The organism is Serratia sp. szju (assembly GCF_044594185.1).
Taxonomy (GTDB): Bacteria; Pseudomonadota; Gammaproteobacteria; order Enterobacterales; family Enterobacteriaceae; genus Serratia; species Serratia bockelmannii.
Genome location: NZ_CP172576.1, coordinates 50,571 through 69,763 on the forward strand (window position 1 = coordinate 50,571; position 19,193 = coordinate 69,763).

Genomic DNA, 19,193 nt, shown 5'->3' on the forward strand with positions numbered 1-19,193 from the left:
CTGTTGTGGTTACTGCTACTTCAGAAATTGGTGGGTCGTGCAGGATGACTCGGCCTTTAGCCTCGCCCTGACGGGCCATCACTTCGTGATGTTATCCTTCCCGATTCCACTTCATTTCTTGCTTCAAAATTGGTGGGTCGTGCAGGATTCGAACCTGCGACCAATTGATTAAAAGTCAACTGCTCTACCAACTGAGCTAACGACCCAATTTCCCTGCCGCTTTAACATCTTGCAAGATGTCTTGGCAACGGCGGCATATATTACTAATTTATCTTGGCAGCGCAACCTAAATTTTTTACCGATGCGTTCAACTGCTTGTTCTTCACGCGAATGAGCCCAGAAATCGGTCAAATCGACTAACTTCTGGGCTCATTTTTCTGACTGTTAACCGCCTACGCGACTTTTCGCCTGTTTGGCCGCCGCACTGGTTGGGTATTGTTTAATCACCTGCTGGAACACGGCTTTGGCTTTATCGGCCTGCCCTTTCTCCTGCATGATGATACCCACCTTGTACATGGCGTCCGGCGCCTTCGGTGATTTAGCGTAATTCTTCACCACCACCGCAAAATAGTAGGCCGCGTCGTCTTTTTTACCCTTGTTGTAGAACAACTGACCCAGCCAATAGTTGGCGTTGGGCTGATAGGTAGACTTCGGGTACTGTTTTACGAAGGACTGAAAGGCAGAAATCGCCTGGTCATACTGTTTTTTTTCCAGCGCCAGAGAAACAGCGGCGTTGTAGTCGCTGTTCTCATCACCGCCGCTCGGCGTTGCAGACGCGGCTGCAGGCGCGCTGCTGCCCGCATCGGAAGATGCGCCTGCGGCTGCCCCACCGGCAGCGCCCGCGGCCGCAGAGGCGCTCTGAGCGCCGCCCTGGCTGAGGCTATCCATCTGCTGATAGATTTGCTTCTGGCGTTCAACCACCTGATTCAACTGATACTGACTTTCCTGGATTTGCCCACGGAGAGAATCAATGTCGCGTTGGTTATCAGAGAGTTGTTGCTGGAGTTGGTTTAAAAGCTGGCCTTGAGCATTGCTGATGCGCTCAAGCGAGGTGACGCGGTCTTCGACCGAGCCGGAGCCGACATTACTGATTGGCGCTTGGGCAGTAGCGGCCCAGGGGGCCGCTACGCCAACCAGTAACGACAGACTCAACAGGTGACGTCTGAAGTTACTGTTCATGCGATTCTCTTAGTAAACCAGAACGGCACGACGGTTTTTAGCATAAGCCGCTTCGTCGTGGCCCAGTACTGCTGGTTTTTCTTTACCGTAAGAAACGATAGAGATCTGGTCAGCGGAAACACCTTTACCCTGCAGGTACATTTTAACGGCGTTAGCACGGCGCTCACCCAGAGCGATGTTGTATTCCGGCGTGCCGCGTTCGTCAGCGTGGCCTTCAACGGTCACTTTGTAAGACGGGTTGTTACGCAGGAATGCAGCGTGCGCGTCCAGCATCTGAGCGAATTCGGAGCTAACGTCATACTTGTCCAGGCCGAAGTAAACGATGTTGTTCTTCTGCAGTTCTTGCATCTGCAGACGAGCTTGTTCTTCGGAAGACAGGTTGCTGCTGCCGTTTTCCATACCAGTGCCAGCGCCCATACCAGATTGGTCGTTGTTCGCGCTTTTGTTAGAACTACAAGCTGCTACAGCCAGAACTGGCAGTGCCAGCAGAAGCCCTTTCAGCACTTTGTTCAGTTGCATTTCTTTGATCCTTTTATAGTTTGCCATACATATTTACACATGCATCACAGATACGGCGACCAGGCAGGGAATTTGACCTGTCCATCAGTTGCCGGAAGACGCGCTTTGAAACGCCCATCAGTTGACACCAACTGCAGCACGGAGCCCATACCTTGCGTGGAGCTATAGATCACCATGGTGCCGTTTGGCGCAATACTAGGCGTTTCATCCAGGAAGGTGCCGGTCAAAACCTGAACGGCGCCCGATCCAAGATCTTGTTTGGCGATGTGTTGTGCACCACTGTTGGTGCTCACCATCACCAGGAATTTACCGTCGGAGCTGACTTCAGAATCCTGGTTCTGAGAGCCTTCCCACGTCAGACGCTGTGCGGCACCGCCGCTGGCGCTGATTTTATAAATCTGCGGACGCCCGCCCTGGTCGGAAGTAAACGCCAGCGACTGGCCATCCGGGAACCAGGTCGGTTCGGTGTTGTTGTTGCGACCATCGGTCAGCTGCGTGATCTGGCCGGAGCCGAGGTTCATCACGTACAGGTTCAGGCTCCCGCTCTTGGACAGCGCGAAGGCCAGCTTGCTGCCGTCCGGCGAGAACGCCGGCGCACCGTTGTGGCGCGGGAACGAGGCGATCTGGCGGATTGCGCCGTTAGCCAGGGTTTGCACCACCAGCGCGGAACGGCCGCTCTCGAAGGTCACGTAAGCCAGTTTGCTGCCGTCCGGCGACCAGGCCGGTGACATCAGCGGCTCAGGAGAACGGTGCACCGTGAACTGGTTGTAACCGTCGTAATCCGCTACGCGCAGCTCATACGGGAATTTCCCGCCGTTGGTCTGCACGACGTAGGCGATACGGGTACGGAACGCGCCCTTGATGCCGGTCAGCTTCTCGAACACTTCGTCGCTGGCGGTATGGGCAGAATAACGCAACCACTGTTTGGTCACTTTATACTGGTTCTGCGCCAATACGGTGCCCGGCGAACCCGAGGTGTCCACCAGCTGGTAGGAGATCAGGTAGCTGCCGTCGGCGCCAGGTTGAACCTGGCCGACAACCACGGCGTCGATGCCCAATGCAGTCCAGGCCGCCGGCGTCACTTCAGACGCGGAGGTCGGTTGCTGCGGCATGCGCGCCACGTCGATCGGGTTGAATTTGCCGCTGTTGCGCAGATCCGCGCCGACAATCTTGCCGATATCTTCCGGCGGCGTGCCTGGGCCCGCCCACTTAAACGGCACCACGCCAATCGGGCGAGCGGAGTCGACCCCTTGGGTGATTTCAATGCGAACTTCCGCGTGCAACACGGACGCCCACAGAATTAAAAAACCTAGCGCTACTCGAAATGCCTGCTTCATCTCATCTCCCTTATCCAGGCGGGATGCCTGCGATAAATTAGCAGAATTTTAACAAACCAACTTACGTAAAACTACATAATCCCTGTTGGTTACCTTAGTACATCCCTGTGATCTTACTCAGCTCAAACAACCATTATTAAGGTTTGAATTCAAGGGTAGCATTCTTAACATGCTGATAAACGGCATCGCTCGGCGGCTTCGGTATATGCGCCAACTTGGCGGCAGATACCGCGGCCTGGCACAATGCCGGATCGCCTCCCGCCGGTTGTACACTTATCAGCAGGCCGTCCGGCGCCAGCTTGATACGCAGGTCACAGGTTTTTCCGGCGAACGAACTGGCGTCATAGAACTTGCTTTCAATCGCGTTTTTAACCTGCCCAATATAACCATTGATATCCGCCCCGCTGGCGCCTGCCGCCTTGGCATTGCCCTGCCCGGCCGGTTTACCATCACCTTTCGATTTGGCACCGCCGCCCTTCGGCGCGTTCTTGCCGTCCGCCAGGCCGCCAAACAGATCGCTCACTTCATCCGATTGTTTCGCAGCCTCAGCGGCGGCCTTCTTCTTGGCGTCCGCAGCGGCTTTCTTGGCAGCGGCTGCTTTCTCGGCAGCAGCTTTCTTCTCCGCTTCAGCGGCGGCCTTCTTCTCGGCTTCCGCTGCGGCTTTTTTCTCGGCTTCAGCAGCCGCTTTCTTCTCCGCGGCCTCAGCGGCTTTTTGCTCTGCGGCGGCAGCCGCGGCTTTCTTCGCCTCTTCCGCCTGTTTCTTGGCGGCGGCAGCGGCGGCCGCTTCTTTCTTGGCTTCCGCTTCGGCTTTCTTCTGCGCGTCCGCCTGTGCCTTGGCGACCTTGTCCGCTTCGGCCTTCGCCTTGGCGGCGGCGACTTCGGCGACCTTCTGTTGCTCTTTGGCCTTGGCTGCGGCGGCTTCCGCCGCTTTTTGCTGCTCGGCGGCCTGTTTCTGCTGCTCCGCTGCCTTCTGCTGTTGCTCAGCCTGCGCCTTGGCGTCCTGCGCAGCTTTCTCCTGCGCCGCCAAACGCTCTTTCTCCAGCTCCTTCAGGCGCTGCTGCTGCTCCGCCTGCTTCTGCTGAAGCTCTTCGGCCTGTTGCTCCGCCTTTTTCTGGCGCTGCTTCTCGGCACGCTGCGCATCGTTGCTCTGCTGCTGCTGGCGGTTGTACTGTTCCACCACCGCGCCAGGATCGACCATCACTGCGCCCACCACGGTGCCATCACCGCCACCGCCGGCGCCCATGTCGACCTTTTCCTGCAGCGATCCCCAAATCAGCAGGGCAATCAATATGAAGTGCAGAACGACCGAAACAATAACGGCGCGGTTCAGCTTATCGTTTTGCTCAGTTGCCTTTACCAAAATAGATTCCCAAAAACTGGTGTTGCTTATACGGGGTTCCTGGGCCACAGCGCAGGAACCGGGTTGCCGTTCGCCTTACGGTCAGATCGGCTGGGTCATCAGCCCCACGGAAGCCACGCCCGCCTGATGGAGAATATTCAATGCCTTGATAATCTCATCGTAAGGGACTTCCTTCGCACCGCCGATCAAAAAGACCGTTTTCGGGTTAGCCGCCAAACGCGACTTGGCTTCGGCCGCGACTTGTTCAGGCGGCAGCAGCTCCATACGGTTGTGATCCACCACCAGGGTGTATTGACCTACGCCGGAAACCTCAAGGATCACCGGCGGATTGTCATCGCTGGACACCGTTTTGGAATCGGTGGCGTCCGGCAGGTCAACCTCCACGCTCTGCGTGATGATTGGCGCGGTTGCCATAAAGATCAGCAGCAGCACCAGCAACACGTCGAGCAGCGGAACGATGTTAATTTCGGACTTCAGCTCGCGCCGACTACGTCCACGTACTCTCGCCATGCTACCTCCTACTTATTTGCTGTCGCTGGAGAAGGCCTGACGATGCAGAATAGCGGTGAACTCTTCCATAAAGTTGTCGTAATTCTGCTCAAGCTTGTTGACGCGCTGGTTGAGACGGTTGTAGGCCATTACCGCCGGGATAGCGGCGAACAGACCGATCGCGGTGGCGATCAGCGCTTCGGCGATACCCGGCGCTACCATCTGCAGCGTGGCTTGTTTCACCGCGCCCAGCGCGATAAAGGCGTGCATGATCCCCCACACGGTGCCGAACAGGCCGATGTACGGGCTGATCGAACCGACGGTGCCGAGGAACGGAATATGGGTTTCCAGCGTTTCCAGCTCGCGGTTCATCGAAATGCGCATCGCGCGCGACGCCCCTTCGATCACCGACTCCGGCGCATGGTTGTTGGCGCGGTGCAGGCGGGCGAACTCTTTGAAGCCGGAATGGAAGATCTGCTCGGAACCGGTCAGGCTATCGCGACGCGCCTGACTTTCCTGGTACAGACGGGAAAGCTCGATACCGGACCAGAATTTGTCTTCAAAGGCTTCGGCGTCACGCGTCGCCGCATTGAGGATGCGGGTGCGCTGAATGATGATCGCCCAAGAGGCTACCGAGAAGCATATCAAAATCAACATGATAAGCTTAACCAGCAGGCTCGCCTTCAAGAATAAATCTAGGATGTTCATGTCAGTCACTGCTTAAACTCCGCGACAATAGACTTAGGAAGCGCTCTTGGCTTCATTTGGTGTGGATCAATACAGGCAATCAGGACATCTGCCTGGCTCAGTAGGGCCCCGTCAGAATTGACAATGCGTTGAGCAAACGTGAGAGAAGCCCCGCGCAGAGAGGTGATTTCACTCTGGACTTCCAGTTGCTCGTCGAGACGAGCCGGAGCCAGATAATCCACCGTCATGCGCCGGACGACAAAAGCGACTTGTTCACTGAGCAGCTGCTGTTGATGAAAGTTGTGCTGACGCAGCATCTCTGTGCGCGCTCTTTCAAAAAAGGCGACGTAGCGGGCGTGATAGACCACACCACTGGCATCGGTATCCTCGTAGTAAACGCGAACCGGCCATCGAAACAACGTATTACTCACTCTACTTCCCAGCAATGCAATTTAACGCTGCTACTATACGCAAGACGGATCGGGTTGGGAATGGGTTACAAGATGGGAATGAAAATAATTATGGGCCGTGAGGGCCCATAACAAGGGGACATCGGGGAGATTATAAAGAAACGTAAAGTAATCCTGCGAACAAGATCACAATGGCGGGAAGCGGCGCGAAAAAAGCGCGCCAGACGCTGCGCTGCGGGCGGAATCCGAAACCGTGGATCACCCCGGCGCACACCGCCCAAATCAGCAACAGCCCTTCCCAAATCTCCAGCGAGCTGGTTTTGGCGGCGAAACGCGTCGGATCCCAGAACACGCACCCCGCCAAAATCAACGCCAGCACCAGGGAAAGGGCCCGGATCGGGCCCTTGTCGGTGACAGCGTACAGCTTGTCAATCACGGACGAGCTCATCACTTACCGTCTTGCTGAGCTTTGGTCGCTTCGCTCTGCTCAAGCGCCAGCGCCGTGATAATGCCGAAGGCGCAGGCAAGAAGCGTTCCGAGAATCCAGGCAAAATACCACATGGTTTAGCTCCTTATCCTTAGTACAGCGAATGCTTGTTGTTTTCGATGTAGCTCTTGTCGAGGCGACCGAACATTTTGTAGTACGACCAGCTGGTGTACGCCAAAACGATAGGCACGAAGATCGCAGCCACGACGGTCATCACTTTCAGCGTCAACAGGCTCGAGGTCGCATCCCACATGGTCAGGCTGACGTTAGGCACAGTGCTCGACGGCATCACGAACGGGAACATGGTGACCCCGGCGGTGAGGATGACGCAGGCGATGGTCAACGACGAGGTGACGAACGCCAGCGCGCCCTTCTCCAGACGCGAGAACAGGATGGTGAACAACGGCAGCACTACGCCCAGTGCAGGCAAGGCCCACAGCAGCGGATACTTGTTGAAGTTGATCAGCCAAGCACCGGCCTGATGCGCCACTTCTTTACGCATCGGGTTGGATTCCGCCAGGGTGTCCAACGCCGACGTCACGACGAAGCCGTCGATGCCTTTCACCAGCCATACGCCCGCCAGCAGGAAACATACCGCCATGATCAGCGTCGCGATCTGTGCCGCAGCGCGTGAACGCAGGTGGATCTCGCCGGTGGTGCGCATTTGCAGGTAGGTCGCGCCCTGGGTGACCAGCATGGTCAGGCTGACCACGCCCGCCAACAGACCGAACGGGTTCAGCAGTTGGAAGAAGTTGCCGGTGTAGAACAGGCGCATGTACTCGTCCATGTGGAACGGCACGCCCTGCAGCAGGTTACCGAACGCCACACCGAATACCACTGCAGGCACGAAGGAGCCGATGAAGATGCCCCAGTCCCACATGTTGCGCCAGCGGCTGCTCTCCAGCTTGGAACGGTAGTCGAAACCGACCGGGCGGAAGAACAAGGCGGCCAGCACCAGGATCATGGCGACGTAGAAGCCGGAGAAGGCCGCTGCGTAGACCATCGGCCAGGCGGCGAACAGCGCGCCGCCGGCGGTGATCAGCCACACCTGGTTACCGTCCCAGTGCGGAGCGATGGAGTTGATCATCACCCGGCGCTCGGTGTCGGTTTTGCCGATGATGCGCACCAGAATGCCGACGCCCATGTCGAAACCGTCGGTGACGGCGAAGCCGATCAGCAGAACGCCAACCAGGACCCACCAAATAAATCGCAGTACTTCATAGTCAAACATACGTGGACTCCTGTTTAGCGCGCTTCCTGCACGGCGGCAGTCGGTTGTTCAAAGTGATAGCGGCCGGTTTTCAGGCTGCTTGGACCCAGACGCGCAAACTTAAACATCAGGTACAATTCAGCCACCAGGAACAGGGTGTACAAGCCGCAGATCAGCCCCATTGAGAACAGAATGTCGCCCGCGGTCAGCGAAGAGTTGGCGACCGCCGTCGGCAGCACCTCACCAATCGCCCACGGTTGACGGCCGTATTCCGCCACGAACCAACCCGACTCGATCGCGATCCAAGGCAGCGGCAAACCGTACAGCGCCGCGCGGTGCAGCCATTTTTTCTGGCCGATGCGGCCGCGGATCACGTTCCAGAACGACAGGCCGATGATCAACAGCATGATCACGCCACAGGCCACCATGATGCGGAAGGCGAAGTACAGCGGCGCCACGCGCGGAATGGAGTCCTTGGTCGCCAGCTGGATTTGCGCTTCCGTCGCGTCGGTGACGTTCGGGGTATAGCGCTTCAGCAGCATGCCGTAGCCCAGGTCTTGCTTGGTTTTGTTGAATTCGGCACGCACCGCAGGATCGGTATTGCCGCCGCGCAGCTCTTCCAGCAGCTGGTAGGCTTTCATCCCGTTGCGGATACGCACTTCATGCTGCGCCATCAGATCTTTCAGGCCGGTGACCTGAGTGTCCGTGGAGCGGGTGGCGATCAGGCCAAGCGCATACGGGATCTGAATAGAGAAGGAGTTTTCCATCTTGTCCTGATCGGGAATGCCGAACAGGGTGAAGGAGGCCGGCGCCGGCTGAGTGTCCCATTCCGCTTCGATAGCGGCCAGTTTGGTTTTCTGCACGTCGCCCATTTCGTAGCCGGATTCATCACCCAGAACGATAACGGACAGAATGGCAGCCATACCAAAGCTGGCAGCGATGGCGAAGGAGCGCTTGGCAAAGGCGATGTCGCGGCCTTTCAGCAGATAGTAGGAACTGATACCCAGCACGAACATCGCGCCGCAGGTGTAGCCGGAAGCCACGGTGTGAACGAATTTCACCTGCGCAACCGGGTTAAGCACCAGTTCGGAGAAGCTGACCATCTCCATGCGCATGGTTTCGAAGTTGAAATCCGAAGCGATCGGGTTCTGCATCCAGCCGTTGGCGACCAGGATCCACAGCGCGGACAGGTTGGAGCCGAGGGCCACGAACCAGGTTACCGCCATGTGCTGCACCTTGCTCAGACGATCCCAGCCGAAGAAGAACAGGCCGACCAGCGTCGATTCAAGGAAGAACGCCATCAGACCTTCGATAGCCAGAGGGGCCCCGAAGATATCGCCGACGTAGTGAGAGAAATACGACCAGTTAGTCCCGAACTGGAACTCCATGGTCAAACCGGTGGCCACACCCAGAGCAAAGTTAATCGCAAATAACTTTCCCCAGAATTTGGTCATGTCTTTATAAATTTGTTTGCCAGACAGGACATATACCGTTTCCATAATTGCCAGCAAGAACGCCATACCGAGCGTTAATGGGACAAATAAGAAATGGTACATCGCCGTTAAAGCAAACTGTAAGCGCGACAGTTCGACAATATCAAACATCTTGACTCCTTGCTCCTCGCAGGAAGACTCCGACACGCGGTTATCGGCACGCTTCTTTCAAAGCTGCCAGTAACGCCCCGCAGTGAATGCCCTTAAACACAACAAATTTGATCCAGCTTCTCCGCTTTCAACCGCACACTCGGCCAATAGCCCCTCGGGCCCTCGACAAGCACGCCACTGAAAACCGACAACGGGTAACAAATGCAACAAGATCAACCATCCATAATCACAACATGGATGATACTCGCCCAATCCCACACAATAAATAGGTTTTTACGTGACGTGGGTTAGACTTTTGGTTACAGGTCAAATCTTAGCCGAAAGAGGTACTTCGGGCTAATTTGATCTGAGACAATTTAAGCCTATCCGCATCTTATTTCCATATTCATCAGCACATTTCGCATAATTTTCTTAGGGTCATGTTGCGCAATGGTTTAATTGTTTTTTAATGATATTTTTGTGTTAAATAAATGTAATTTAAAAGAGCCGCCATTGTATTATTACGCGCTTATTATGCGACATAATTAACCTTTTATTTCCAATAAGCCGTGACAGTGATAGCAGTCACAAAACAACAAATCTCTCTCCAATATTAGTCTATTTCTCGCGATGGGATCGTAAAGGTTGCGATTTTGTAGCAAAATGACCACTAATGTTAAAATTACATTGAGTGACAATAACTTATGAAAAAAATCATCTTTGCCTCTGTATTGGGACTCTCGGGAAACGTCATGGCCGCCGAAACGGTAAATATCACCTTGCTGGGTACTTCCGATCTGCACGGCACTTTCGTGCCCTGGGACTACGCCAGCGACACGGAAAATCTGGCGGGCAGCCTGAGCCAGATAGCCACTCAGGTCAAACAGGTGCGGGCCGAGCAGCCCGACCTGATCCTGGTGGACGCCGGCGACACCATTCAGGGCAACTTCGTCGAAACCTTCAAGCATGAGGCCGTCAGCCCGATGATGCTGGGCCTCAACGCGCTCAATTATGATGTCTGGGTAATGGGTAACCACGAGTTCGACTTCGGCCTGCCGGTGCTGGCGACGCCGCTCAAGCAGTTCAAGGGCGCGGCGCTGGCGGGCAATATCGTCTGGGACAGCGGCAAGCCCTACCTGCCGGCCTACACCATCGTCGAACGCCAGGGCGTGAAAATTGGCATTATCGGTATGGATACGCCGATGACCGCCGAATTCGCCAAGGGCACCGATCGCATCAAAGGGCTGAACTTCACCGATCCGGTGCAGGCGGTGAAACAGGTCATCAGGCAAATCGACGGCCAGGTCGACGCCATCGTGCTGGTGGCGCATATGGGCATCGACAACGAGAACCAGCGCCCCGGCACCGGCGTGGCCGACATCGCCAACGCCAACCCGGAGCTGGCGGCGATCGTCGCCGGCCACATGCATGTGAAGATCGATAAAGCGGTGGTTAATGGCGTCATCATCACCGAGCCGGATAAATACGGCCGCGCACTGTCGCGCATCGACCTGCAGTTTGAACACCGCGACGGCAAATTCACGCTGATCGACAAAAACAGCTACACCTACCCGATCAAAGGGCTGGCGCCGGACAGCGCCATGCAAGCGCTCTACCAGCCGTACCATGACATTTTGCGCGCCAACGCCAACCGGGTCGTGGCGAAGCTGAGCGGCAGCGATCTGGTGCCCGCCGACGAGTTTCGCGGCATTCCTCAGGTACACGTGCAGGATACCGGCATCAGCGCGCTGTTCCAGCAGGCCGCCCGCCACTATGCGCCGCTGGCGCAGGTGATTGCCCTGCAGATCGACAACGATCGCGCCAAATTGGACGTCGGCGACATCAAAGCTAAGGACATCGCTTTTAACTACCAATACGCCGGTGGCGAGATCACCGTGTATCAGCTCAACGGCAAAGCGCTTAAACGCTACATGGAGTGGTCCGCCGACTATTTCAATCAGCTGCAGCCTGGCGACGTCACCTACAGCTTTAACCCGGCGCGGCGATCGTCCAAATATTCCACCAACGATTTCTTCGACGGCGTCACTTACACCATCGATCTGCGCCAGCCCGCCGGCTCGCGCATCGTCGATCTGCGCCTGGCGGACGGAACGCCGGTCACCGACGACATGCCGATCCGCCTGGGCATGAACAGTTACCGCATGGGCCACCTGACGCAAAAGGGCGGCGCGCTGGAGGGGCAATCCTTCCCGGTGCTGTTTGACAGCAAAGCGCAATACGGTGAAGAAGAAGGCACTATTCGACACCTGGCTCTGCGCTACCTGACGGAAGTGAAACACGGCCAGTATCAGGGCGTGACGCCGCAGCGCTGGAAGCTGGTCGGCCTGGAGGGGTACGAACCGCAGCGGGCGATCGTCAAACGGTTGCTCAATGAAGGCGTTATCCAAGTGCCGACCACCGACGATGGCCGCTACACCAACGTCGCCTCGATCAACGTCAAAGACGCGCTGTTCCGCAACGCCGACGATTACCGCACCGCCCTCACCTCGCTGGAAAAACAGCGGCAAACTACCGTGGATCCGGTACAACAGCGCCGCCTGCAGGATCGGATCGCGCTGATCAAAGCACTCAACGATTTCTGATCTTCGCCCATAAAAAAGGCCACCCAATGGGTGGCCAAACATGTCGAGATATTATTATTTCGTACTAAGATCTTAGCGCTTCAGCACCGCTTTTACCGCGTCGCCGATGTCCGCCAGGCTGCGAACGGTTTTCACGCCCGCCGCTTCCAGCGCAGCAAACTTCTCGTCCGCCGTGCCTTTGCCGCCTGCGATGATGGCGCCCGCGTGGCCCATACGCTTGCCTTTCGGCGCGGTTACGCCGGCGATGTAGCCGACAACCGGTTTAGTGACGTGTTCTTTGATGTAAGCTGCCGCTTCTTCTTCAGCGCTGCCGCCGATCTCACCGATCATCACGATCGCTTCGGTCTGCGGATCCTGTTGGAACATCTTCAGGATATCGATGAAGTTGGAGCCCGGGATCGGGTCGCCGCCGATACCCACGCAGGTGGACTGGCCCAGACCGGCATCGGTGGTTTGTTTCACCGCTTCATAGGTCAGGGTACCGGAGCGGGAAACGATGCCCACTTTGCCCGGCAGGTGGATGTGGCCAGGCATGATGCCGATTTTGCACTCGCCCGGGGTGATCACGCCAGGGCAGTTCGGCCCGATCATGCGCACACCGGCTTCGTCCAGCTTCACTTTCACGGTCAGCATATCCAGGGTCGGGATGCCTTCGGTGATGGTGATGATCAGTTTGATGCCGGCATCGATCGCTTCCAGGATGGAGTCTTTGCAGAACGGCGCTGGAACGTAGATGACCGAGGCAGTCGCGCCGGTCGCTTCAACCGCTTCGCGCACGGTGTTGAACACCGGCAGACCCAGATGCTGAGTGCCACCTTTGCCCGGGGTGACGCCGCCAACCATTTTGGTGCCGTAAGCGATAGCTTGTTCGGAGTGGAAAGTCCCCTGGCTACCGGTGAAGCCCTGGCAAATTACTTTGGTGTTTTTATCGATTAAGATGGACATTATTTACCCTCCACTGCTGCAACAACTTGCTGAGCCGCATCAGTCAGGCTGGTCGCAGCAATGATATTCAGGCCGCTGTCCGCCAGTTTCTTGGCGCCCAGTTCGGCATTGTTCCCTTCCAGGCGCACCACGACCGGGACGTTAACGCCCACTTCGGCCACTGCGCCGATGATGCCGTCGGCGATCAGATCGCAACGTACGATACCACCGAAGATGTTAACCAGAACCGCTTTCACCTTGTCATCGGACAGGATGATTTTGAACGCTTCGGTCACGCGCTCTTTGGTCGCGCCGCCGCCAACGTCCAGGAAGTTGGCCGGTTCGCCGCCGTGCAGTTTAACGATGTCCATAGTGCCCATCGCCAGACCGGCGCCGTTAACCATGCAGCCGATGTTGCCGTCGAGGGCAACGTAGTTCAGCTCCCACTGAGCAGCACGGGATTCGCGCTCGTCTTCCTGCGAAGGGTCACGCATTTCACGCAGTTCCGGCTGGCGGAACAGGGCGTTACCGTCGGCGCCCAGTTTGCCGTCCAGGCACACCAGATCGCCCTGCTTGGTGATCACCAGCGGGTTGATCTCAACCATCGCCAGATCGCGCTCCAGGAACAGCGTCGCCAGGCCCATGAAGATCTTGGCGAACTGGCTGACTTGCTTACCGGTCAGACCCAGTTTGAAGGCCAGCTCACGGCCCTGATAAGGCTGTGGCCCCGCCAGCGGATCGATGGTCATTTTGTGGATCAGTTCTGGGGTTTCTTCCGCCACCTTCTCGATTTCCACGCCGCCTTCGGTAGACGCCATGAACACCACGCGACGGGTAGAACGATCCACTACCGCGCCCAGGTACAGCTCTTTATCGATGTCGGTCGCCGCTTCTACCAGGATCTGGTGAACCGGCTGGCCCAGCGCGTCAGTCTGGTAAGTCACCAGACGCTTGCCCAACCAGGCTTCCGCGAAAGCACGGATATCTTCTTTGCTGTTGACGACTTTAACGCCGCCCGCTTTACCGCGGCCGCCAGCATGAACCTGACATTTCACCACCCACGGGCCGGAGCCGATTTTGGATGCGGCTTCTTCTGCTTCACGCGGAGTGGTACAGGCGTAACCGGTTGGTGCCGGCATGCCATACCGAGCAAACAGCTGTTTTGCCTGATATTCGTGTAAATTCATGATGTTCTATCCATTCAGTTCTGAAGGTTTTTAGCCGGACCATTATTACGCGGTAAACCGCATGGTTTTCCGGCCACATAGCACAGAGTGCGGGCGCGGCACGCCGCGCCCGGCAAGGGTTACTAGACGTCCAGCAGCAGACGAGCCGGATCTTCCAGCATCTCTTTGACCGTCACCAGATAACCGACGGATTCTTTACCGTCGATCAGGCGGTGGTCATAAGACAGCGCCAGATACATCATCGGCTGGATCACCACCTGACCATTGACCGCCATTGGGCGATCTTTGATGGCGTGCATGCCCAGGATGGCGCTCTGCGGCGGGTTGATGATCGGAGTGGACATCAGGGAGCCGAATACGCCGCCGTTGGTAATGGTGAAGTTACCGCCGGTCAGCTCTTCAACGGTCAGTTTGCCGTCGCGGCCCTTAACGGCCAGCTCTTTGATTTTCTTCTCGATGTCAGCCATGCTCATGGCGTCTACATCGCGCAGTACCGGCGTCACCAGGCCGCGCGGGGTAGAAACCGCGATGCTGATGTCGAAGTAGTTGTGGTAAACCACGTCGGAACCGTCGATCGACGCGTTCACTTCCGGGAAGCGCTTCAGCGCTTCAACCACGGCCTTGATGTAGAAGGACATGAAGCCCAGACGCACGCCGTGGCGCTTCTCGAAGGCTTCGCCGTACTGCTTGCGCAGGTCCATGATCGGCTGCATGTTGATTTCGTTGAAGGTGGTCAGCATCGCGGTGCTGTTCTTCGCTTCCAGCAGACGCTCGGCAACGCGTTTGCGCAGGCGGGTCATCGGCACGCGTTTTTCGCTGCGGCCGGCCAGAACAGGCTGCGGTGCGGTTTCAGCGGCGGCGGCCGGTTTGGCAGCGGCGCCGCCTTTGGCCAGGTGCGCTTCCACGTCTTCACGCGTGATGCGGCCACCCACGCCGGTGCCTTTGATGGCGCCAGCATCGAGATCGTGTTCGGCGATCAGGCGGCGAATCGCCGGGCTGAGCGCGTCATTGCTTTCTTCTTCCAGGCTCGCGGTAGCGCGCTGTGCAGGCGTGGCTTCTTTCTCTTGGCTCTTCTCAGCGGTCGGCTTGCCGGAGCTGTCGCCCGGACGGATGCGGCCGAGCAGCTGGCGAGACAGCACGGTCGCGCCCTCTTCTTCCACGATAGCATCGAGAATACCCGCTTCACTGGCCGGCACTTCCAACACCACTTTGTCGGTTTCGATTTCAACCAGGACTTCATCACGCTGCACGCTGTCGCCCGGTTTTTTGTGCCAGGTGGCTACGGTCGCATCGGCAACCGATTCAGGAAGGTCAGGAACCAGAATATCTACGCTACTCATTTAGCTTTCCCTTAAGTTTTTTATCATCTGCTTGCCGGCCCTCGGCCGGCAAGCGAGCGAACATTAGTCAATATTCAGCGCGTCGTTCACCAGAGCCTGCTGCTGCTTCTGGTGTACGGACATATAGCCCACCGCCGGAGAGGCGGAGGCCGGACGTCCTGCGTAACGTAAAGAAGCCCCGAACGGCACCACTTCACGGAAGTTGTGTTGGCTGCAGTACCAGGCGCCCTGGTTCAGCGGCTCTTCCTGACACCAGACGAAATCATGCACGTGCGAGTATTGTTCCAGCACGGCCTGCACGGCCTGATGCGGGAACGGATACAGCTGCTCGATACGCACGATGGCCACGTCTTTCTGCTCGTTCTTGCGACGCTGTTCCAGCAGGTCGTAGTAGACCTTGCCGGAGCACAGCACGACGCGCTTGACCGCTTTCGGATCCAAGTCGTCGATCTCGCCGATCGCCGGCAGGAAGGTGCCGTTGGCCAGCTCGTCCAGCGAAGAAATCGCCAGCGGGTGACGCAGCAGCGACTTCGGCGACATCACCACCAGCGGACGGCGCATACCGCGCAGCGCCTGACGACGCAGCATATGGTAAACCTGCGCCGGCGTAGACGGGACGCACACCTGCATGTTCTGCTCTGCGCACAGCTGCAGATAGCGTTCCAGACGCGCGGAAGAGTGCTCAGGGCCCTGGCCTTCATAGCCGTGCGGCAGCAGCATCACCAGGCCGCACATACGTCCCCATTTTTGCTCGCCGGAGCTGATGAACTGGTCGATAACGACCTGTGCGCCGTTGGCGAAGTCACCGAACTGCGCTTCCCAGATGGTCAGCGTGCGCGGTTCCGCCGTGGCGTAGCCGTATTCGAACGCCAGCACCGCCTCTTCAGACAGCACGGAGTCCCAGACCTTGAATTCGCCCTGGCCGCTGTGAATATTCGCCAGCGGAACATAGACGGAACCGTTTTTCTGGTTGTGCACCACCGCGTGACGGTGGAAGAAGGTGCCGCGGCCGGCGTCTTCACCGGAGATGCGGATCGGGATGCCTTCATCCGCCATGGTCGCGTAAGCCAGCGTTTCGGCAGCGCCCCAGTCGAACGGCTTATTGCCCGCCGCCATCTCGGCGCGGTCAGCGTAGATTTTCGCCACGCGCGACTGCATTTCAATCGCTTCCGGCACGGTGCTGATGCGACGTGCCAGCTCTTGCAGGCGCTTCATCTCAACCTTGCTCGGGTACTCTTCGTCCCACTCGTGGTTCAGATACGGTGACCAGGTGAAGGAGTGCAGGTTCATCGGACGCCACTCTTCAACCACGCAATCGCCGCGGTCGAGCGCGTCGCGGTACAGGTTGACCATTTCCGTGGCATCTTCCAGACTGGCCACTTTCTGCTCGGTCAGCACGTCAGCGTAGATTTTGCGCGGCGTAGGGTGTTTCTTGATCTTCTGATACATCACCGGCTGGGTAGCGCTCGGCTCGTCGGCCTCGTTGTGCCCATGGCGACGGTAGCAGACCAGATCGATCATCACGTCACGCTTAAAGGTGTTACGGAAATCCAACGCCAGGCGGGTGACGAAGGCCACGGCCTCCGGATCGTCCGCGTTAACGTGGAAGATCGGCGACTGAACCATTTTGGCGATGTCGGTGCAGTATTCGGTAGAGCGCGCATCCAGCGGGTTGGAGGTGGTGAAGCCAACCTGGTTGTTGATGACGATACGCACGGTGCCGCCCACTTCGTAACCGCGAGCCTGAGACATGTTCAGGGTTTCCTGAACCACGCCCTGGCCGGTGATGGCGGCGTCGCCGTGGATGGTTATCGGCAGCACCATGTTGCTGCGCGCTTCGTCCAGACGATCGCGACGGGCACGTACCGAGCCCATGACCACCGGGCTGACGATCTCCAGGTGCGACGGGTTGAACGCCAGCGCCAGGTGAACCATGCCGCCTTCGGTTTCCACGTCGGAAGAGAAGCCCTGGTGATATTTCACGTCACCGGTGCCGAGGTGTTCTTTATGCTTACCGGCGAATTCGTCGAACAGATCGGCCGGCTTTTTGCCCAGCACGTTGATCAGCACGTTCAGACGGCCGCGGTGGGCCATGCCCAACACCACTTCGCGCGTGCCGTTCTTACCGGCGTGGCGCACCATCTCTTTCAGCATCGGCACCAACGCGTCGCCGCCTTCCAGCGAGAAGCGTTTGGCGCCCGGGAATTTGGCGCCCAGGTAGCGTTCCAGGCCTTCCGCCGCAGTCAGCTCGTTCAGGAAACGGCGTTTTTCGTCGGCGGTAAAGCTGGCGCGCCCCACCACCGATTCGATGCGCTGCTGGATCCAGCGTTTCTCTTCGGTGTTGGTGATATGCATGTACTCAGCACCGATCGACCCGCAATAGGTCTGCTTCAGCGCGGCGTACAGATCGCCCAGCTTCATGGTTTCTTTGCCGATGGCGAAAGAGCCCACGTTGAAGGTTTCCTGGAAATCGGCTTCGGTCAGGTTGTGGTAAGCGGGATCAAGGTCAGGAACTTGCTCGCGCTGCCACAGGCCGAGCGGATCGAGGTTGGCATGCTGATGCCCGCGGAAGCGGAAGGCGTTGATCAGCTGCAGTACCTTGACCTGTTTGGCGTCGGTTTCCGGATCGGTGATGGTGGTATTGTAGCGCGCGGAGTCTTTCGCCAGGCGGCGGAAGTAATCGCGCGTTTGAGAGTGAAGCTGATCGGGTTTGACACCCGCGGTTGGTAGCTGTTGAAAAATGGAACGCCAGCTATCTTCAACGGAACCCGGATCGGTTAAGAAGTCTTCATAGAGCTGTTCTATGTAAGACTGGTTCGCGCCCGCCAGATAGGAGGAATCCAGCCAGGCCTTCATTGCGCCGTTCTGCATCATGATCCCTTAAGCTTTGAAGCTTTAGTTTTCGCCGTGGTTAACATAATTACCGTGATGAATACGGTTTGCCGTAAAACGGTTCACTCGACGTACTTGCGGCCATGACGGCCCGATACGTTCTGTTATGGACCTTGCGGTCCCTTACAAGGAACCTCTAAAAACCGGCGGAAGAACCAGGCTGCATAGCGCCGCAGCCGCGGGTCAGTTTTTAGAGGTTCCCTCCCCTATGGGATGTGCACCGGAAAAGAGCCCGGCGCAGCATCTCATTCCGTTTATGCGCCGCGTTGCAGCAGCATGGACTTGATATGCCCGATCGCACGCGTCGGGTTCAAGCCTTTAGGACATACACTGACACAATTCATAATGCTATGGCAGCGGAAAACACTAAAAGCGTCGTCCAGATCATCTAAACGTTCTTGCGTTTCCGTGTCACGGCTGTCGATCAGGAAGCGATACGCCGCCAACAGACCGGCTGGGCCAATGAACTTGTCCGGGTTCCACCAGAACGATGGGCAAGAGGTCGAGCAGCAGGCGCACAGGATGCACTCGTACAGACCGTCCAGCTTGGCGCGTTGGTCCGGCGACTGCAGGTGCTCGCGCGCCGGCGGGTTCTTGCCGTCGTTCAGCAGGTATGGCTTGATCTTTTCATACTGGGTATAGAACTGGCCCATATCCACCACCAGATCGCGCACCACCGGCAGGCCCGGCAGCGGACGGATCACGATCTTGCCGTTGCCTTTGCGCAGCGACGAAATCGGGGTGATGCACGCCAGGCCGTTTTTACCGTTCATGTTCAGGCCATCGGAACCGCACACGCCTTCGCGGCATGAGCGACGGAACGACAGGGTCGGGTCTTTTTCTTTCAACTGGATCAACGCATCCAGCAGCATCATGTCGCGACCTTCTTCCGCTTCCAGGGTGTAATCCTGCATGTGCGGCGCGTCATCGACATCCGGGTTGTAGCGATAAATGGAAAATTCGAGTTTCATCTGTCGATCTCCGCA

General features: G+C 57.5%; 17 protein-coding genes and 1 tRNA gene. 1 reads left to right on the top strand and 17 read right to left on the bottom strand.

The annotated features are described in order from the left end of the window. Positions 1 to 130 precede the first annotated feature (130 nt). From RE418_RS00285 to cydA, 12 genes are all read right to left on the bottom strand, one after another. A tRNA-Lys gene (locus RE418_RS00285) sits at positions 131 to 206 on the bottom strand. 178 nt (positions 207 to 384) lie between these two features. Continuing rightward, the gene (gene cpoB, locus RE418_RS00290; protein ID WP_004939852.1) at positions 385 to 1,179 is read right to left on the bottom strand and encodes a cell division protein CpoB; all 795 of its coding nucleotides are present in this window, start codon (positions 1,177 to 1,179) and stop codon (positions 385 to 387) included. Positions 1,180 to 1,188: 9 nt separating this feature from the next. Beyond that, a complete protein-coding gene (gene pal, locus RE418_RS00295; RefSeq protein ID WP_025160033.1) occupies positions 1,189 to 1,698 on the bottom strand; it encodes a peptidoglycan-associated lipoprotein Pal in 510 nt (169 codons plus the stop codon). A 44-nt stretch (positions 1,699 to 1,742) separates the two neighbouring features. After that, positions 1,743 to 3,035 carry a Tol-Pal system beta propeller repeat protein TolB gene (gene tolB, locus RE418_RS00300; protein ID WP_004939856.1) on the bottom strand — a complete coding sequence of 431 codons (1,293 nt, stop codon included), beginning with the start codon at positions 3,033 to 3,035 and terminating at the stop codon, positions 1,743 to 1,745. A 136-nt stretch (positions 3,036 to 3,171) separates the two neighbouring features. After that, positions 3,172 to 4,395, bottom strand: a complete 1,224-nt coding sequence (gene tolA / locus RE418_RS00305; protein WP_089180631.1) for a cell envelope integrity protein TolA — start codon at positions 4,393 to 4,395, stop codon at positions 3,172 to 3,174. An 81-nt stretch (positions 4,396 to 4,476) separates the two neighbouring features. Next, positions 4,477 to 4,905 carry a colicin uptake protein TolR gene (gene tolR, locus RE418_RS00310; protein ID WP_004939859.1) on the bottom strand — a complete coding sequence of 143 codons (429 nt, stop codon included), beginning with the start codon at positions 4,903 to 4,905 and terminating at the stop codon, positions 4,477 to 4,479. 12 nt (positions 4,906 to 4,917) lie between these two features. Beyond that, complete coding sequence (tolQ, locus tag RE418_RS00315) at positions 4,918 to 5,601, bottom strand: Tol-Pal system protein TolQ (protein WP_004939862.1); 684 nt, start codon at positions 5,599 to 5,601, stop codon at positions 4,918 to 4,920. Further along, the gene (gene ybgC, locus RE418_RS00320; protein WP_004939863.1) at positions 5,598 to 6,002 is read right to left on the bottom strand and encodes a tol-pal system-associated acyl-CoA thioesterase; all 405 of its coding nucleotides are present in this window, start codon (positions 6,000 to 6,002) and stop codon (positions 5,598 to 5,600) included. The genes tolQ and ybgC overlap by 4 nt, the downstream gene beginning before the upstream one ends. 130 nt (positions 6,003 to 6,132) lie before the next feature. Next, positions 6,133 to 6,429 (bottom strand): cyd operon protein YbgE, encoded by a 297-nt coding sequence (gene ybgE / locus RE418_RS00325; RefSeq protein ID WP_025301885.1) that lies wholly within the window; start codon positions 6,427 to 6,429, stop codon positions 6,133 to 6,135. After that, on the bottom strand, positions 6,429 to 6,542 hold the full coding sequence (cydX, locus tag RE418_RS00330) for a cytochrome bd-I oxidase subunit CydX (RefSeq protein ID WP_004939868.1): 114 nt from the start codon (positions 6,540 to 6,542) through the stop codon (positions 6,429 to 6,431). The genes ybgE and cydX overlap by 1 nt, the downstream gene beginning before the upstream one ends. Before the next feature lie 17 nt (positions 6,543 to 6,559). After that, positions 6,560 to 7,699: a cytochrome d ubiquinol oxidase subunit II gene (gene cydB / locus RE418_RS00335; RefSeq protein ID WP_089180630.1), complete on the bottom strand. Its 1,140-nt coding sequence runs from the start codon at positions 7,697 to 7,699 to the stop codon at positions 6,560 to 6,562. A 14-nt stretch (positions 7,700 to 7,713) separates the two neighbouring features. Continuing rightward, positions 7,714 to 9,282, bottom strand: coding sequence for a cytochrome ubiquinol oxidase subunit I (gene cydA / locus RE418_RS00340; protein ID WP_019454034.1), 1,569 nt, complete (start codon positions 9,280 to 9,282; stop codon positions 7,714 to 7,716). Between the two features lie 683 nt (positions 9,283 to 9,965). On the opposite strand from cydA, the gene RE418_RS00345 reads away from it, so the two are divergent. Then, a complete protein-coding gene (locus tag RE418_RS00345) occupies positions 9,966 to 11,864 on the top strand; it encodes a bifunctional UDP-sugar hydrolase/5'-nucleotidase (RefSeq protein WP_025301884.1) in 1,899 nt (632 codons plus the stop codon). A 72-nt stretch (positions 11,865 to 11,936) separates the two neighbouring features. On the opposite strand, the gene sucD is transcribed toward RE418_RS00345, so the two are convergent. The 5 genes from sucD to RE418_RS00370 form a co-directional block, all read right to left on the bottom strand. Further along, complete coding sequence (gene sucD / locus RE418_RS00350; protein ID WP_004939878.1) at positions 11,937 to 12,809, bottom strand: succinate--CoA ligase subunit alpha; 873 nt, start codon at positions 12,807 to 12,809, stop codon at positions 11,937 to 11,939. Next, the gene (gene sucC / locus RE418_RS00355; RefSeq protein WP_025301883.1) at positions 12,809 to 13,975 is read right to left on the bottom strand and encodes an ADP-forming succinate--CoA ligase subunit beta; all 1,167 of its coding nucleotides are present in this window, start codon (positions 13,973 to 13,975) and stop codon (positions 12,809 to 12,811) included. Before sucC ends, sucD begins: the two co-directional genes overlap by 1 nt. A gap of 122 nt (positions 13,976 to 14,097) precedes the next feature. Further along, the gene (odhB, locus tag RE418_RS00360) at positions 14,098 to 15,315 is read right to left on the bottom strand and encodes a 2-oxoglutarate dehydrogenase complex dihydrolipoyllysine-residue succinyltransferase (RefSeq protein WP_025301882.1); all 1,218 of its coding nucleotides are present in this window, start codon (positions 15,313 to 15,315) and stop codon (positions 14,098 to 14,100) included. 63 nt (positions 15,316 to 15,378) lie between these two features. Continuing rightward, positions 15,379 to 18,186, bottom strand: coding sequence for a 2-oxoglutarate dehydrogenase E1 component (gene sucA, locus RE418_RS00365; protein WP_025301881.1), 2,808 nt, complete (start codon positions 18,184 to 18,186; stop codon positions 15,379 to 15,381). Between the two features lie 275 nt (positions 18,187 to 18,461). Next, complete coding sequence (locus RE418_RS00370; RefSeq protein WP_025301880.1) at positions 18,462 to 19,178, bottom strand: succinate dehydrogenase iron-sulfur subunit; 717 nt, start codon at positions 19,176 to 19,178, stop codon at positions 18,462 to 18,464. Positions 19,179 to 19,193: the final 15 nt, after the last annotated feature.